The sequence below is a fragment of the Streptomyces sp. NPDC015131 genome (genome assembly GCF_043079975.1).
Taxonomy (GTDB): Bacteria; Actinomycetota; Actinomycetes; order Streptomycetales; family Streptomycetaceae; genus Streptomyces.
The window spans coordinates 1,107,174-1,122,215 of the sequence record NZ_JBIBVB010000002.1 but is presented as its reverse complement, the minus strand read 5'-3'; the positions used below and the strand labels follow the sequence as shown (position 1 = coordinate 1,122,215).

At 72.2% G+C, this 15,042-nt stretch carries 13 protein-coding genes; 11 read left to right on the top strand and 2 right to left on the bottom strand.

The features are described 5' to 3' along the window. Position 1: 1 nt before the first annotated feature. The 11 genes from ACF08D_RS10680 to ACF08D_RS10630 all read left to right on the top strand — a co-directional run bounded on the left by ACF08D_RS10680 (position 2) and on the right by ACF08D_RS10630 (position 10,695). Entirely contained in the window at positions 2-1,114 is a 1,113-nt protein-coding gene (locus tag ACF08D_RS10680; protein WP_392222185.1) for a TIGR03364 family FAD-dependent oxidoreductase, read from the top strand. Further along, positions 1,114-1,800, top strand: coding sequence for a phosphonatase-like hydrolase (locus ACF08D_RS10675; protein ID WP_392222361.1), 687 nt, complete (start codon positions 1,114-1,116; stop codon positions 1,798-1,800). Before ACF08D_RS10680 ends, ACF08D_RS10675 begins: the two co-directional genes overlap by 1 nt. Next, positions 1,797-2,885, top strand: a complete 1,089-nt coding sequence (locus tag ACF08D_RS10670) for an ABC transporter ATP-binding protein (RefSeq protein ID WP_392222184.1) — start codon at positions 1,797-1,799, stop codon at positions 2,883-2,885. Before ACF08D_RS10675 ends, ACF08D_RS10670 begins: the two co-directional genes overlap by 4 nt. After that, positions 2,878-3,738, top strand: coding sequence for a 2-aminoethylphosphonate ABC transporter permease subunit (locus tag ACF08D_RS10665; protein WP_392222183.1), 861 nt, complete (start codon positions 2,878-2,880; stop codon positions 3,736-3,738). Before ACF08D_RS10670 ends, ACF08D_RS10665 begins: the two co-directional genes overlap by 8 nt. Beyond that, on the top strand, positions 3,719-4,516 hold the full coding sequence (locus ACF08D_RS10660; protein WP_392222182.1) for an ABC transporter permease: 798 nt from the start codon (positions 3,719-3,721) through the stop codon (positions 4,514-4,516). The genes ACF08D_RS10665 and ACF08D_RS10660 overlap by 20 nt, the downstream gene beginning before the upstream one ends. Positions 4,517-4,536: 20 nt before the next feature. Next, positions 4,537-5,595, top strand: a complete 1,059-nt coding sequence (locus tag ACF08D_RS10655; protein WP_392222181.1) for a 2-aminoethylphosphonate ABC transporter substrate-binding protein — start codon at positions 4,537-4,539, stop codon at positions 5,593-5,595. Between the two features lie 166 nt (positions 5,596-5,761). After that, positions 5,762-7,297: an alkaline phosphatase family protein gene (locus ACF08D_RS10650; protein WP_392222180.1), complete on the top strand. Its 1,536-nt coding sequence runs from the start codon at positions 5,762-5,764 to the stop codon at positions 7,295-7,297. Positions 7,298-7,376: 79 nt separating this feature from the next. After that, positions 7,377-8,156 (top strand): HAD-IIA family hydrolase, encoded by a 780-nt coding sequence (locus tag ACF08D_RS10645; protein WP_392222179.1) that lies wholly within the window; start codon positions 7,377-7,379, stop codon positions 8,154-8,156. 111 nt (positions 8,157-8,267) lie between these two features. Continuing rightward, complete coding sequence (locus tag ACF08D_RS10640; RefSeq protein WP_392222178.1) at positions 8,268-8,855, top strand: hypothetical protein; 588 nt, start codon at positions 8,268-8,270, stop codon at positions 8,853-8,855. Beyond that, complete coding sequence (locus tag ACF08D_RS10635; protein ID WP_392222360.1) at positions 8,852-9,544, top strand: class F sortase; 693 nt, start codon at positions 8,852-8,854, stop codon at positions 9,542-9,544. The genes ACF08D_RS10640 and ACF08D_RS10635 overlap by 4 nt, the downstream gene beginning before the upstream one ends. 119 nt (positions 9,545-9,663) lie before the next feature. Continuing rightward, on the top strand, positions 9,664-10,695 hold the full coding sequence (locus tag ACF08D_RS10630; protein WP_392222177.1) for a glycoside hydrolase family 6 protein: 1,032 nt from the start codon (positions 9,664-9,666) through the stop codon (positions 10,693-10,695). A 66-nt stretch (positions 10,696-10,761) separates the two neighbouring features. On the opposite strand, the gene ACF08D_RS10625 is transcribed toward ACF08D_RS10630, so the two are convergent. Both ACF08D_RS10625 and ACF08D_RS10620 read right to left on the bottom strand, forming a co-directional pair. Beyond that, entirely contained in the window at positions 10,762-12,714 is a 1,953-nt protein-coding gene (locus ACF08D_RS10625) for a galactose oxidase-like domain-containing protein (protein WP_392222176.1), read from the bottom strand. Next, the gene (locus ACF08D_RS10620) at positions 12,711-14,636 is read right to left on the bottom strand and encodes a glycosyltransferase family 2 protein (protein WP_392222175.1); all 1,926 of its coding nucleotides are present in this window, start codon (positions 14,634-14,636) and stop codon (positions 12,711-12,713) included. Before ACF08D_RS10620 ends, ACF08D_RS10625 begins: the two co-directional genes overlap by 4 nt. Positions 14,637-15,042 lie beyond the last annotated feature (406 nt).

Sequence of the window (15,042 nt, the reverse complement as noted above, 5' to 3'; positions counted from 1 at the left end):
CGTGAGAGTCATCGTCGTAGGAGCCGGCGTGGTGGGCACCATGCACGCCTGGCACGCAGTGGAACGCGGCCACGAGGTCGTACACATCGAGCGCGAGACCGAGGCCCGGGGTGCCTCCCTCCGCAACTTCGGACAGATCTGGGTGAGCGGCCGGGCCGGCGGCGAGGAGCTGGAGACCGCCCTGCGCGCCCGGGAGTTGTGGGAGGGCATCGGCGCCCGCGTCCCCGGCCTGGGCTTCCGGCCCATCGGCTCGCTCACCCCGGTCCGCACCGACCTGGAGCTGGCCGTCGCCGAGGCCGCCGCCGCCCGGCCCGACGCCGCCGCCCGCGGCTTCGAGCTGGTCTCCGCGGACCGGGCCCGCGCCCTGAACCCCGCCCTGCGCGGCGACTTCCGCGCCGCCCTGTGGTGCGAGCGGGACGCGGCCGTCGAACCGCGCACCGCCCAGCTCGCCCTGCGCGCGGCGCTCCTCGCCTCCGGGCGGTACACCTTCCTGCCCGGCCGCGAGGTCCGCGACCTGGTGGGCGAGCGCGGTGTGCGCGACGACCACGGCGAGACGCACACCGGCGACGCCGTCGTCCTGTGCACCGGCGCCTGGCTCGGCGGACTGGTCCGCGAGGTCGCCGGCGACATCCCGGTCCGCCGCGTACGCCTCCAGATGATGCAGACCGGCCCGCTCGGCGAGGCCCTGACCACCTCCGTCGCCGACGCCGACAGCTTCCGCTACTACCCGGCGTACGGCTCCGGCGCCCTGGAGTCCGGCCAGCCGCAGGAACCGGTGGCCGCCGCGCACCGGATGCAGCTGCTGATGGTGCAGCGCCTCGACGGCGGCCTGACCATCGGCGACACCCACGAGTACGAGCACCCCTTCGCCTTCGACACCCTCGAAGACCCCTACGAGCACCTGACCCGCGTGGTCGAGGCCCTCCTCGGCCGCCCCCTGCCGCCCGTCCGCCGCCGCTGGGCCGGGGTGTACGCGCAGTGCACCGACACCACCCGCGTCGTCCACCGCCAGCAGGTGCGCGAAGGCGCCTGGCTGGTCACGGGCCCCGGCGGACGCGGCATGACCTGCTCGCCCGCCATCGCCGAAACCACCGCGAACGAACTGAACTGGTGATCACCGTGTCCCCTCTGAACCTCGTCGTCCTCGACATGGCCGGCACGACCGTCGCCGACGGCGGCCTCGTCGAGGAGGCCTTCGCCGCCGCCGCCCGCGCCCTGGACACCGAGCCGGACGAGCGGATGCTCGCCCATGTCCGCGCCACCATGGGCGAGTCCAAGATCTCCGTCTTCCGCCACCTCTTCGGCGACGAGACCCGCGCCCGGCGGGCCAACAGCGCCTTCGAGGAGGCGTACGGGAAGCTCGTCGCCGGCGGCCGGATCGCCCCGGTCCCCGGCGCCGCCGACGCCATCGCCGAACTCGCCGCGCAGGGCCGCACGGTGGTCCTCACCACCGGCTTCGCCCGCGTCACCCAGGACGCCATCCTCGACGCCCTCGGCTGGCGCGACCTCGTCGCCCTCACCCTGTGCCCCGCCGACACCGACGGCGGACGCGGACGGCCCCACCCCGACATGGTCCTCGCCGCCCTGCTCCGCACCGGCGCCGCGGACGCCGTCCAGGACGTCGCGGTCGCCGGCGACACCACGTACGACATGCTCAGCGGCGTCCGCGCCGGGGCGCGCGTCGTCGCCGGGGTGCTCACCGGGGCGCACGGCGCGGACGCGCTGCGGGAGGCGGGCGCCACGCACGTCCTCGGCTCGGTCGCCGAACTCCCCGGCCTGCTCGCCCGGGTGGACGCATGACCAGCGGCATCCGCTTCGACGGGGTGTCCGTCGCGTACGGCGGCACCGTCGTCCTCGACTCGCTCGACCTGACGGTCGAACCCGGGGAGGTCATGGCGCTGCTCGGCCCGTCCGGCTCCGGCAAGACCACCGCGCTGCGCGCCGTCGCCGGCTTCGTCCGCCCGGCGTCCGGGCGGGTGTTCATCGGCGGCCGGGACGTCACCGGCCTCCCGCCGTACCGGCGCGGCATCGGCATGGTCGTCCAGAGCTACGCGCTCTTCCCGCACATGCGGGTCGAGGACAACGTCGCCTTCGGACCGCGCGCCCAGAAGGCGCCCAGGAGCGAGATACCCGGCCGGGTCGCCGAGGCGCTGGAGCTGACCGACATGGCCGGCTACGCCCGCCGCTACCCGCGCGAGCTGTCCGGCGGCCAGCAGCAGCGCGTCGCCATCGCGCGCGCCCTCGCCGTGCGGCCCGGCGTACTGCTGCTGGACGAACCGCTGTCGGCGCTCGACGCCCAGCTGCGCTCCGGGATGCTCGCCGAACTGGCCCGGCTGCACCGCGAACTGCCCGACGTCTCCGTCCTGTACGTCACCCACGACCAGGTCGAGGCCCTCACGCTCGCCGACCGGATCGCCGTCATGGACCGCGCCCGGCTGCGCGACTGCGGCACCCCCGAGGAGCTGTACCGCCGCCCCCGCACGGAGTTCACCGCGTCGTTCGTCGGCAACGCCAACCTCCTGCCGGTCACCGCGGGAACGGACACCGTCACCTTCGCGGGCCGGGAGCTGAAGGTCCCGGCCGGCGGATCCGCCGCCCGGGGCGCGGCGGCCACCCTGTGCGTCCGCCCCCACCTCGTCGGGCTGGGCGACGGCCCCAACGCGCTGCGCGGCACGCTCGCCGAGGTCCAGTGGCGGGGCGCCACGCACCGGCTGTACGTGGACGTGGCCGGCCACCGGCTGATGGCCGACGTCCGCGAGCTGCGCGACCCGCCGCCCCCGGGCGCCGAGGTGGTGCTGCACTTCGCCCCCGACGACGCGGTGCTGCTGCCCGCCGGGGCGGGGCCGGAGGCCGGGGTACGGGCGGAGGTGGCCGCCCATGGCTGACGCGGCCACCCTCCGCGCGGCGCGCCCGGCCGCCCCCGCCGCCCGGCGCGGGACACCCCGCTGGGTGTGGGCGCTGCCGCCCGTCGCGGTCCTCGCGGTGGCGTTCCTCTACCCGCTGGCGCTGGTGGTCCGCGAGTCGCTCGCGCCCGGCGCGTACGCGGACGTCTTCGCCTCGGAGGCGTTCCGGGACGCGCTCGGCACCACCGTGGGCCTGGCGGTGGGCGCCACCGCCGGGTGCCTGGTCCTGGGCTTCGCGCTGGCGCTGATCGTCGCCTTTGTGCCCTTCCCCGGCAGCAGGGCGGTGGCCCGGTTCGTCGACGTCTTCCTGTCCTTCCCGTCCTTCCTCGTCACGCTCGCCCTGCTGTTCGTCTACGGCACGGTCGGCATGGCCAACGGGGCGTGGACGGACCTCACCGGGGACGCCGAGGGCCCGTTCCGGTTCCTGACCACGCCCTGGGGCGTCCTGCTCGCCGAGATCACCTACTTCACCCCGTTCGTGATGCGCCCGCTGCTCGGCGCGTTCTCCCAGATCGACACCGCCCAGCTGGAGGCGGCGTCCTCGCTGGGCGCCCGCCCGGCGCGGATCGTGCGGCAGGTGATCCTGCCCGAGGCGCTGCCCGCGCTCGCGGCGGGCGGCAGCCTCGTCCTCGTCATGTGCCTCAACGAGTTCGGCATCGTGCTGTTCACCGGCGCCAAGGGCGTCACGACCCTGCCGATGCTCGTCCACGGCAAGGCGATCCTCGAATCCGACTACGCCGCCGCCTGCGTGGTCGCCGTCGTCAACATCGTGATCTCCGTGGGGCTGTACGCCCTGTACCGGGTGGTGAGCCGTCGTGCTGGTGCACAGCGCTAGGGGCAGGTGGGCCGCCTGGGCCCTCTTCGCCCTCCTCTTCGTCCCGCTCTTCGCGGTCCCCCTGCTCGTGGTCCTCGCCGCGTCGTTCTCCTCGCACTGGTCCGGCGCCCTCCCCTCGGGCCCGACCACCGGGCACTACACCGCCGCCGTGCGCGGCGAGTCCCTCCAGGCGCTCGTCACCAGCCTGGTCACGGCCGTCACCGCGAGCCTGCTGGCCCTGGTGATCGGCACCTGGGCCGCCCTCGCCGCCGCGTCCCTCGGCAGGCGGGGACGGCGCGCCCTCGACGCGCTGTTCGTGCTGCCGGTCGCCGTGCCGTCGGTGGTCGTCGGCCTCGCCGTCCTGGTGGCCTTCTCCCAGCCGCCGTTCCTGCTCAACGGCACCCGCTGGATCGTGATCCTCGCGCACACCGTCCTGGTCACCGCCTTCGCGTACCAGTCCGTCTCGGCGGCCCTGCTGCGCCTGGACCCGGTGTACGAACAGGTCGCCGCCGGCCTCGGCGCCCGGCCCGCGTACACCCTCTGGCGGGTGAAGCTCCCACTGCTGCTGCCGTCCCTGAACGCGGCGGCCGGGCTCTGCTTCGCCCTGTCCATGGGAGAGCTGAGCGCCACGATGATGCTCTACCCGCCGGACTGGATGCCGCTGCCCGTCCTGATCTTCACGGCCACCGACCGGGGCTCGCTGTTCACCGGCTCGGCCCTGGCCGTCGTCCTGATGGCGACCACCCTGCTGGTGCTGCTCGCCGCCTCCCGCCTCCGCAACCGCGCCAGTCACCGCTGACACCAAGGAGTCACGACGTCATGCTCACGTACGCCAAGCCGGTCGCCGCCCTCGCCGGCGCCCTCCTGCTCGCCACCGGACTCACCGCCTGCGGAGGCACCTCCGCCGCCTCCGACGAGAAGGTCGTCACCGTCTACAGCGCCGACGGCCTCAAGGGCGAGAAGGGCGACGGCTGGTACGACAAGGTCTTCGAGGACTTCGAGAAGCAGACCGGCATCCGGGTCGAGTACGTCGAGGGCGGCTCGGGCGAGATGGTGCAGCGCGCCGTCCGCGAGAAGCGCAACACCCAGGCCGACGTCCTGGTCACCCTCCCGCCCTTCATCCAGCAGGCCGGTTCCAAGGGCCTCCTCCAGCCCTACGAGCCGCAGGGCTCCGACCGGGTGGACGGCGCCGACAAGGCCGCCGACGGCAGCTGGACCTCGGTCGTCAACAACTACTTCGGCTTCATCCACAACACCGAGAAGCTGCCCAAGGCCCCCACCACCTGGGAGGAGCTGCTCGACCCGAAGTTCCGCGACAAGCTCCAGTACTCCACCCCCGGCGTCGCCGGCGACGGCACCGCCGTGGTCATCAAGGCCATCCACGACTTCGGCGGCAAGGACGCCGCCATGGAGTACCTGAAGAAGCTCCAGGCCAACAACGTCGGCCCGTCCTCCTCCACCTCCAAGCTCGCCCCCAAGGTCGACAAGGGCGAGATCCTCGTCGCCAACGGCGACGTCCAGATGAACTTCGCCCAGGCCAAGTCCATGCCGAACCTCGGCATCTGGTTCCCGGCCCGCGAGGGCGGCAGGCCCACCACCTTCGCCCTGCCGTACGCCGCCGGGCTCGTCAAGGACGCCCCGCACACCGCCAACGGCAAAAAGCTGCTGGACTTCATGCTGAGCGAGCAGGCCCAGCGCCAGGTCAGCGCCGTCGGCGGCGGCTTCCCCGCCCGCGCCGACATCAAGCCCACCGACGCCAACGCCGTGGCCCTCGCCCGGCTGATGGAGGGCGTCGACGTCTTCGAGCCCGACTGGAAGGACATCGACAAGAACCTGTCGTCGTACATCGACGCGTGGAAGTCCGCCACGGGCAGCTGAAAGTTCACCACCCGTACCTGGCGGCGGCCCACGGGTGGCGGAACGATAACGGGTACGGACCAACGCCCCCGGAAAACCGGGGGCGTTGGCATGCCGTCCACCCCCCGGACACCCGATGTCCCCGGACGCCCCCAGACGCCTCAGACGCCCCAGACGGAGGAACCCCATGCCGCTCACCGGCATATCCCGCCGCACCGTCCTCGCCGCCGGTGCCGCGACCGCGGCGACCACCGCCCTCGCCGCGGCCCCGTCCGCCCACGCCGCCGCGCCCACGCTCCCCCCGGGCACCAGCAAGGACAAGGTGCTCGTCGTCGGCATGGACGGCCTGCGCCACGACCGGATCGACGCGGCCGCCGCCCCGCACCTCAAGTCCATGATGGCGAACGGCACCTACGGGCGGTCCCTGCTCTACACCGGCCCCATGGCCGCCACCTCCTCCGGCCCCGGCTGGTCCACCATCTCCACCGGCGTCTGGCCCGACAAGCACGGCGTCAAGGACAACACCTTCGCCGGCAAGAACTACGGCACCTACCCCGGCTTCCTGGCCCGCCTCGCCCAGGTGCGGCCCGCGCTCTCCACGTACGCCGCCGTCGACTGGAAGCCGCTGGACACCCAGGGCACCGTCACCCCCGGCGCCGACGCCAAGCTCGTCCTCGACGGCGACCGCGACGGATACGTCGCCCACGACGCCACCATCACCGCCGAGACCGAGGCGATCCTGCGCCACCAGAACCCCGACGTGCTGTTCGTGTACCTCGGCAACACCGACGTCGTCGCCCACGCGGGCGGCACCGGCCAGAAGTACCTCGACGCCATCGCCGTCCAGGACGCCCAGCTCGGCCGGCTCCTCGCCGCGATCAAGGCCCGCCCCACGTACGCCGGAGAGCGCTGGACCGTGATCGTCGCCACCGACCACGGCCACGTCGACGCGGGCGGCCACGGCGGCACCTCCATCGAGGAGCGGCGCACCTTCGTCCTCGCCACCGGGCCCGGCATCGCGGCCGGCGCCCGCCCCCTCGACACCCGCCTCGTGGACGTCGCCGCCACCGTCTTCCACCAGCTCGGCATCACCCCCGACCCGGCGTGGGGCCTGGACGGCCGGCCCATCCAGCAGCGCTCCACCGACCCGTTCGACACCCTCCAGTCCAAGCTGGCGCAGCGCGTCGACGAGACCGGCATCCCCGCCGGGCTCCTCGGCTTCACCCACACCCCGCCCGCCGGCTGGTCCGTCATCAACAACGCCATGGGCACCGGCGGCGTGACCGAATGGCGCGGCTGGGCGTTCGCCACCGACGAGTTCTGGTCCCGCACCCAGCCGGGCCAGCACCGCGAGCTGAACGTCCGGGCGCGCGGCGTCTTCGCGGTCGCCGACTCCGACGAGTGGGCCGACACATCCTTCTCCGGTACGTACGACTCGACCCTGGTGACCCCCGCGTACGACGTGACCGGCGCGTCCCGGGTCACGCTCGGCTTCACCACCCTGTACCGGCAGGAGGGCTCCCAGACCGCGCAGGTGCTCGCCTCCTTCAACGGCGGGGCGCCCACCGTCGTCAAGAGCTACACCTCCGACGTCGTCTCGCAGCCCCAGGCCCTGACCGTCACCGTGCCCCCCGGCGCCTCCAGCGTCGGCTTCCGCTTCCGCTACACCGGGTCCAACAACTGGTACTGGACGATCGACGACGTCAGGATCACCACCGGCTGACTACGCTGGGGGCGTCGCCACAGTGCCGTCGCGGCGCCCCAGCACCCACGCACGTACCAGTACGGCAGGAGTCCCGCCCATGGCAGAGCGCAAGCCGATCGAATCCTGGCTCACCGACATGGACGGTGTCCTCATCCACGAGGGCGTCCCCATCCCCGGCGCCGACGCCTTCATCAAGAAGCTGCGGGACACCGAGCGGCCCTTCCTGGTCCTCACCAACAACTCCATCTACACCGCCCGCGACCTGCACGCCCGGCTGGCGCGGATGGGCCTGGACGTGCCCGTGGAGAACATCTGGACCTCCGCGCTCGCCACCGCCCAGTTCCTCGACGACCAGCGGCCCGGCGGCACCGCGTACGTCATCGGCGAGGCGGGCCTGACCACCGCCCTGCACGACATCGGCTACATCCTCACCGACCACGACCCGGACTACGTCGTCCTGGGCGAGACCCGCACCTACAGCTTCGAGTCCCTCACCAAGGCGATCCGGCTGATCAACGGCGGCGCCCGGTTCATCTGCACCAACCCCGACGAGACCGGCCCCTCCACCGAGGGCCCGCTGCCCGCCACCGGCTCGGTCGCCGCGCTGATCACCAAGGCCACCGGCAAGGACCCCTACTTCGCGGGCAAGCCCAACCCGCTGATGATGCGCACCGGCCTCAACGCCATCGGCGCCCACTCCGAGACCAGCGCCATGATCGGCGACCGGATGGACACCGACGTGCTGGCCGGCCTCGAAGCCGGTATGGAGACCTTCCTCGTCCTCACCGGCCTCACCACCCCCGCCGATGTGGACCGCTACCCCTTCCGGCCCTCCACCGTCGTCGACTCGATCGCCGATCTGGTCGATCGCGTCTGAACCGGCCCCGGGCCGAAAGGCCAGGTCAGCCGGGTGACAGGGCGCGAACCGCCCGGCCAGCGGATGCGGAAACCGGCGAACGGGGTGAATCTTCGAAGCAGGAGGTTCACGATGCGTTCAGCTGTGTTTGCTCTCCGTGCCGCAGGGGCGGTCACGGTCCTGGCCCTCACCGCCGGGACGGCGTACGCCGGTGACGGCGAGGAGCAGGGGGAGGGCGGGAAGCACCGGCCGAAGGTCACCGCCCGGACCGTCCCGGCCACCGCGGGGCCCGGCGACGACGTGGACATCGAGGTCCACGGCTGCGCCGGCACCCGCGCCACGGTCCGCTCCCCGGCCTTCGTCGCCGCCGCCGAGCTCTCCGGCCGCGAGGGCAAGGACGGGCCGCTGTACGGCGACACCACCGTCCGGTCCCACCTGGAGCCGGGCGACTTCCCGCTCACCGTCCACTGCGACGGCCGCGACCACCCGGACGCCGGCAGCCTCCTCGTGGAGCGCCGCACCGCGCCGAGCCCCGTCGCCCCGGTCCGGGCCGGAGGCGGGGGCGCCGCCGCGCTGGCGGCCGACGCGCCCCGCGGCGGTGACGAGGAGCACGGGCCCAGCACCTCGCACACCGTGGTCGGGCTGGTCCTCGCGGGGGTGGCCGCCGTCGCCGTCGCCCTGCGCAGCACCCGCCGCCGCCGGCGCACCCGCGCGGACTGACCGTGGCCTCCGCACCGCGCGCACGGCGCGCCCCCGGACACGGCCGGCTGCTCACCGGAGTCGCCTGGGCCCTGTTGCTGCTGGGCCTGTGGCTGTGGGGCAAGGACATCACGTCCGGCCCCGGCGGCCTGTCCGCCCCCACCACCGGTGACGTCGCCGCCGTGGGCCGCCCGCTGGGCGTCCCGCTGCCCCCGGCCCGCCCGCCGATGGAGCCCGCCGCCCCCGAGCGGCTGGAGGTGCCGTCGCTGGGGATCACCGCGCCGGTCGTCCCCCGGGGCCTCGACGAGGACGGGGCGGTCGACCCGCCTCCGTACGAGGAGGCGGACACCGTCGGCTGGTTCCGCGACGGGGCCGAGCCGGGCACCGAGGGCGCCGCGCTCCTCGTGGGGCACGTCGACACCGAGACCGACCCCGCGGTCTTCTACGGCCTCAGCTCGGCCCGCCCCGGCGAGCGGATCGAGGTGCGCCGCGCCGACGGCTCGGTCGCCCGGTTCACCATCGACGACGTGCGGGTCTTCGCCCGGGACGAGTTCGACCCCGGGAAGGCGTACGGGCCGCGCGAGGCCGGCCGCGCCGAGCTGCGGCTGATCACCTGCGGCGGCACCTTCGACCGCGCGACCGGCACCTACTCGGCGAACGTGGTGGTCTCCGCGTACCTCACGGACGCCCTGCCCGGGGACCCCGCGTGAGGCGGGCGGCCGCCCTCGTGGCTCTTCGGACCCGTGTGTCAGGATGGATTGGACCGGGTTGTCCGGGAGGGGGCGCCTGGGGGGTGGCCCCGCGCAGAAGTGCACCCGAGGGGGAGTGGATGTACGGCAGTTGCACCGGGCGTGCCCGTGCGAGGGCGGCCGCGCTGGGGGCGGTGGGCGCGGCGGCGCTGCTGCTGGCGGGCTGCACCTCACCCGACGCGGGCGGCGGCAAGGAGCCGGCGGCCGCGCCGAGCATGGGCCAGCAGCCGAAGGCGACCGACCCGTTCTGGGTCAACCCCGGCAGCAAGGCCGCCCAGCAGGTGGCCAGTTACCTGCGGGACGGCAAGCAGCAGGACGCCGAGCTGATCAAGAAGATCGCCTCGCAGCCGGTGGGCGAGTGGGTCGGCACCGAGCAGCCCGAGGAGGACGCCCGCGGCTTCACCGAGGCGGCGGCGAAGGCCGACCGGGACGCGGTGCTGGTCCTCTACAACATCCCGCACCGCGACTGCGGGCAGCACTCCGCGGGCGGCGCCGCCGACGGCGGCGCGTACCGGGCGTGGCTGGACAAGGTGGCCAAGGGCATCGGCGACCGGCGGGCCACGGTGATCGTGGAGCCCGACGCGGTGATGCACATGGTGGACGGCTGCACCGAGGAGCAGTACCACGAGGAGCGGTACGACCTGCTCAAGGGCGCCGTCACCCGGCTGAAGGAACTGCCGAACACCAAGGTGTACCTGGACGCGGGCAACGCGGGCTGGGGCAAGCCGGACTCGATCTTCGAGCCGCTGAAGTGGGCGGGCGTCGAGAAGGCCGACGGCTTCGCGGTGAACGTGGCCAACTTCCAGACGACCGCGGCCAGCACGGAGTACGGCAAGAAGGTCTCGGCGAAGGTCGGCGGGAAGCCGTTCGTCATCGACACCAGCCGTAACGGCAACGGCCCGTACACCGGTGGCGACCCCGCCGAGAACTGGTGCAACCCGCCGGGCCGCGCCCTCGGCGAGACGCCCACCACCGAGACGGGCGACCCGCTGGTCGACGCGTACCTGTGGATCAAGCGCCCGGGCGAGTCGGACGGCGACTGCAAGGGCGGCCCCAAGGCGGGCGACTGGTTCCCGGAGTACGCCCTGGACCTGGCCCGCAACACCAAGTAGGGCCGCGACGACGAGAAGGGGCGCCCCCCCGGCCGGGGGGGCGCCCCTTCTCGCGTACGGGAGCGGTTACGGCACCTCGACCCAGACCGCCTCGGACGGGGTGCCCTTGTCGTCGGTGACGAAGAGCATGTACCAGCCGGACGGGACCAGGGCGCGGTTCTTCGGCACGGTGACCTCGATGCCGCCGGCCGTCTTCTTCATCTCCAGGGCGATCGAGCGCTGGTCGACGTCGGTGACGTGGGTGACGGCGCTGGGCCGCATCAGCTTGGCCGTCTTGATCTTCGCGGCGTCCGGGGTGGTGAACACCCCGCTCTTCCCGCGCTGGATCTTGGCCGGACCGCCGGTGACCTTGGGCTTGGCGTCCCGGAAGAGGTAGGGCGGGGTGTAGATCTCGATGCGCTGCTCGAAGACGCCGGGCTTGGTGTTCGCCGCGTCCGCGAAGAGCGAGTCCGAACCGAAGATCATCACCCGGCCGTCGGGCAGCAGCACCGAACCGGAGTGGTAGTTGCGCCCGACCTGCGGGTCGGCGACGCGCGTGTACGTCCCGCTCTTCGGGTCGTACGTGCGCGCCTCCAAGACGTTGGAGTCGCTGCGGCCCCGGTAGTCCTCCGAGCCGCCGGTGACGAGCACGGTGTCGTCGGGCATCAGCGAGGCGCTCGGGTAGCGGGTGCCCTTGTCGAGCGACGCGCCGTCCTTGAAGCGGGGGTTCGGGTCCTTCAGGTCGACCAGCCGGGACTTCTCGCTGGACTTCTCCGACTCGCCGACCCCGCCACCGCCGATGACCATGAACCGCTGGTCCTGCGCGGGCGGCAGCATGACCGTGGCGGACGTCTCCATCTTGTCCGCGTCGCTGAGGCCGGGGATCTTGTCGAAGGTGTTCTTCTCCAGGTCCCAGACGCCCGGTTCACGGCCGACGTCGGCGGGCCCGTACCCGGCGTTGGAGCCGGAGTAGAACAGCTTGCCGTTGTCCATCAGGAAGATCGCCGGGTACGTCGGGAAGCGGCGCTCGATCCCGGTGTACTCCCAGGTCTTCTTCTTCGGGTCGTAGATCTCGTCCTTGCCGGGGACGATCTGGCCGATCTCGTCCAGGCCGGAGAGGGCGAGGACCTTGCCGTCCTTGAGCGTGGTCAGCGTCGGGTACCAGCGGGCCTCGTTCATCGGGTCGACCTTGATGTACTTCTCGGCGACCGGGTCGAACTCGAAGGCGTCCTTGATGCCCTGGAAGTCCTTCTTGTCGAGGGCGAGCTTCTGCGCCATGCCGTAGACATTGCGCGCGTCGGTGCCCTTGAGGCCCTCGACCTTGTAGTTGTCCTCGGTGCCGGTCTCGAACTCCTTGCCCGACTCCTCGGCCTCCACATAGATCCGGCCCAGGCCGGGCTGGGTGCGCAGGAAGCGGCCGGTCTCCTCGTCGAAGACCTTCTCGGCCTTCTCCACCAGGATCGGGTCCTTGGAGACGAACGTCTTGCCGTTGGCCTTGCCGGTGAACTTCGTCCCGGCGGGCAGGGTGATCGGCTTGTCCGGGTCCTCGTTGTGGACGATCATCAGGCCGCCGGCCTTGGTGACGTCGCCCTGGAGCTTCTCGTACCGCTTGGTGCCGCCGGCTATCAGGAGCTTCCCGTCGGGCAGCTGGGTGTGCCCGGCGCAGAACATGTCCTTGGGGGTGGGGATCTTCTTGAACCCGTTGGTCTTCGGGTCCCACAGGACCGACTCGAACTTGTTCGCGTCGAAGTTCTTCTGGTTGTTGCCGGACCCGGCGACCAGCAGCACCTTGCCGGTGTGCAGCAGGGCCGCGTGGATGGTGTTGATCTTGAACTCGGAGGGGACGTCGAGGAAGTCCCAGTGGCCGTTGGCGGCTTTGTACTCCGGCTTGTTGATCGTGTAGTCGTGGTACTTCTCCGAGCCGTACCGGTACAGGGCCGGCCCGTTGAACCCGGCGACCACCGCGACCACCGCCGTGCCGATCAGTATGCGACGGGCGCGGTTCCTCCGGTGGTTCGGCCGGACGGGCAGGCTGCTCATTTGTTACGTCCCCCAAGGGCGATCTGCATGGTGTCGTTCTGCTCGGCCCAGCTCGGCCCGGCCGCCGCGGCGGACTCGGCCGGCGGCGCGGCGGGCGGTGCGGTGGGCGGCTGCGGCGCGGCGGGGCGCTTCTTCTCCTGGCGCAGCATGTGCCGCCAGACGAAGATCGGCGTGGCGGTGATCAGCGTCGCGAACGACGCCCAGATGATCATCGCCGGGTGGGAGTGGCCGAAGACGAAGCCGGCCACGATGGACGCGCCGAAGATCCCGATGAAGTACCAGTGGTAGCGGAAGGTGCCGAACCACCGGTCGGGGCTCGCCGAGTCGCCCTTGGGGGTGACCACGAACTTGCTCTTGCGCCGCAGGGCGGAGTCGAACAGGGCCTTCGCGTAGAGGGGCGCGGACAGCGCGGACATCACCATGCCGGCCACACCGCCCGAGCCCTCCGGCTCGTGCGGGGAGACGTTGTGGCGGCGGTTCCAGACGTACAGCCCGATCTGGAGCGCGGAGGCGTTGCCGTACAGCATCAGCCAGACCGTCGGGTCGATGTTCACACCCGAGGCGCCCAGGCCCAGGAACAGCGCGCAGCTCAGCGCCGCGAGGATCCAGTTCAGGGCGGACATCGGGTAGAAGATGATCATCATGGTGTAGTTGAAGAGCTTGCTCGGCGGCAGCGAGTACCAGCCCTTCCAGTACTGCTTGAGGATCGTCTCGTACGTACCGCGCGACCAGCGCATCTGCTGGGTGAAGAAGTCCGTCCAGGCACTGGGGCCCTCGCCGACCGCGAGGACGTCCGGGGTGTAGACCGAGCGCCACTTGTTGCCCGTCGCCGGGTTCTTGTGGCGGTGGATCTCGAAGCCGGTCGCCATGTCCTCGGTGATCGAGTCGTACAGACCGCCGATCTGCTTCAGCGCCGTGATGCGCACGGCGTTGGAGGTGCCGACGAACATCGGCGCGCCGTAGCGGTTGCCGGCGCGCTGGATGAGCGCGTGGAACAGGAACTGCTGGGACTCGGCGGCCTTGGTGACGAAGTTGTCGTAGTTGCCGTAGACCTGCGGGCCGATGACGAAGCCGACGTCCGGGTCGCGGAAGAAGCCGAGCATCCGCTCCAGGTAGTTGGGGAGCGGCACGTGATCGGTGTCGACGGAGGCGAAGAAGTCGTAGTTGTCGCCGTGCGCGTCCAGCCAGGCGTTGTAGTTGCCGTGCTTGGTCTTGGCGCGGTGCGCACCGGTCGGCATGTTCCACTTCGCGATGCCCTTGCGGGAGAAGTGGTGTACGCCCAGGCGCTCGCAGACCGCCTTGACGTCGGGGTCGTCGCCCTCGTCGAGCAGCCAGACGTGCATCAGGCCCCGGTGCCGGATCTTCACCGCGGCCTCCAGCGTCTTCGTCACCATCTCCAGGGGCTCCTTGCCCGGGACGAAGGAGGTGAGGAAGGCGACACGGGTGCCGGACTCGGGCACCACCGGGACCGGGTCGCGGGCGACCAGCGTCGCGTGCGCGTTCGACAGCACGTTCATGCAGCGGAAGAACTCGATCAGGCCGATCGAGACGAGCATCACGACGTCGAGGGCGGGCAGCCAGTCGAAGGCGGGGTAGTCGCGCTCGGTCCAGTGCTGGGGCTGGAGCAGCCACGCCAGCAGGACCAGCGAGAGCAGCGGCGCGGCGGCGAGCATCAGCGCGACCCGGATGCGGTGCGGCTCCTGCGACAGCAGCGAGCGGTACTGCACCCGGTACGGCTTGTTCGGGTCCGGCTGGGTGAGCGGCCCGGCGAGCCTGCTGTAGTGCTCGTAGTCGTAGCGCGGCAGCGGCTTCTCGGCGGCGCGCCGCCGGGCCCCGCCGCTCCGGAGCTGCGGGGGAACCCGGAGCTGGGTGGTCCGCGACGGGTCGTGGTCCGGCCGGCCGCCGGTCGGCGTCGACGTCATGAGTCTTCCCCCCGCACGCAAGCTGGCTGCGTGATTGGTCGTGTTCTGTTCGGTGCCGGGCGCGCGGTCCCCCTGGGCCGCCGGCTCCCGGCGCACGAATGGCGGGCCACCCTCCCTGAGACAGGAAAGACGGCCTTCCGGTTGCATGATGCCTGTCACGACATCCGCGCGTGAACCGGGCCCCCGCCCGACGGTTCCCGCGACCGGAGCATCCCCCGACACTGCCGCCAACGGCGGGAACCTCGTGTCCGCTTGCGGGACACCGGCACCAGGATAGGGTCTGCGGCCGCTTCTCCCGCTCGCACGGGCGAATTACGGAGTTCCCGGGGCGTGCGCGCCCCCCGGGGTGTACGCGGTGTACGGAGGCGGTGCGCGGGTGCTCCTGGGGCCACGGGTGCTGCCGGGG

Bases quoted from the DNA above. Each gene is read 5' to 3' on its own strand.
- ACF08D_RS10655 (WP_392222181.1), top strand. From the start codon at position 4,537: ATGCTCACGTACGCCAAGCCGGTCGCCGCCCTCGCCGGCGCCCTCCTG.
- ACF08D_RS10665 (WP_392222183.1), top strand. From the start codon at position 2,878: ATGGCTGACGCGGCCACCCTCCGCGCGGCGCGCCCGGCCGCCCCCGCC.
- ACF08D_RS10645 (WP_392222179.1), top strand. From the start codon at position 7,377: ATGGCAGAGCGCAAGCCGATCGAATCCTGGCTCACCGACATGGACGGT.
- ACF08D_RS10670 (WP_392222184.1), top strand. From the start codon at position 1,797: ATGACCAGCGGCATCCGCTTCGACGGGGTGTCCGTCGCGTACGGCGGC.
- ACF08D_RS10625 (WP_392222176.1), bottom strand. From the start codon at position 12,714: ATGAGCAGCCTGCCCGTCCGGCCGAACCACCGGAGGAACCGCGCCCGT.
- ACF08D_RS10640 (WP_392222178.1), top strand. From the start codon at position 8,268: ATGCGTTCAGCTGTGTTTGCTCTCCGTGCCGCAGGGGCGGTCACGGTC.
- ACF08D_RS10650 (WP_392222180.1), top strand. From the start codon at position 5,762: ATGCCGCTCACCGGCATATCCCGCCGCACCGTCCTCGCCGCCGGTGCC.
- ACF08D_RS10630 (WP_392222177.1), top strand. From the start codon at position 9,664: ATGTACGGCAGTTGCACCGGGCGTGCCCGTGCGAGGGCGGCCGCGCTG.
- ACF08D_RS10620 (WP_392222175.1), bottom strand. From the start codon at position 14,636: ATGACGTCGACGCCGACCGGCGGCCGGCCGGACCACGACCCGTCGCGG.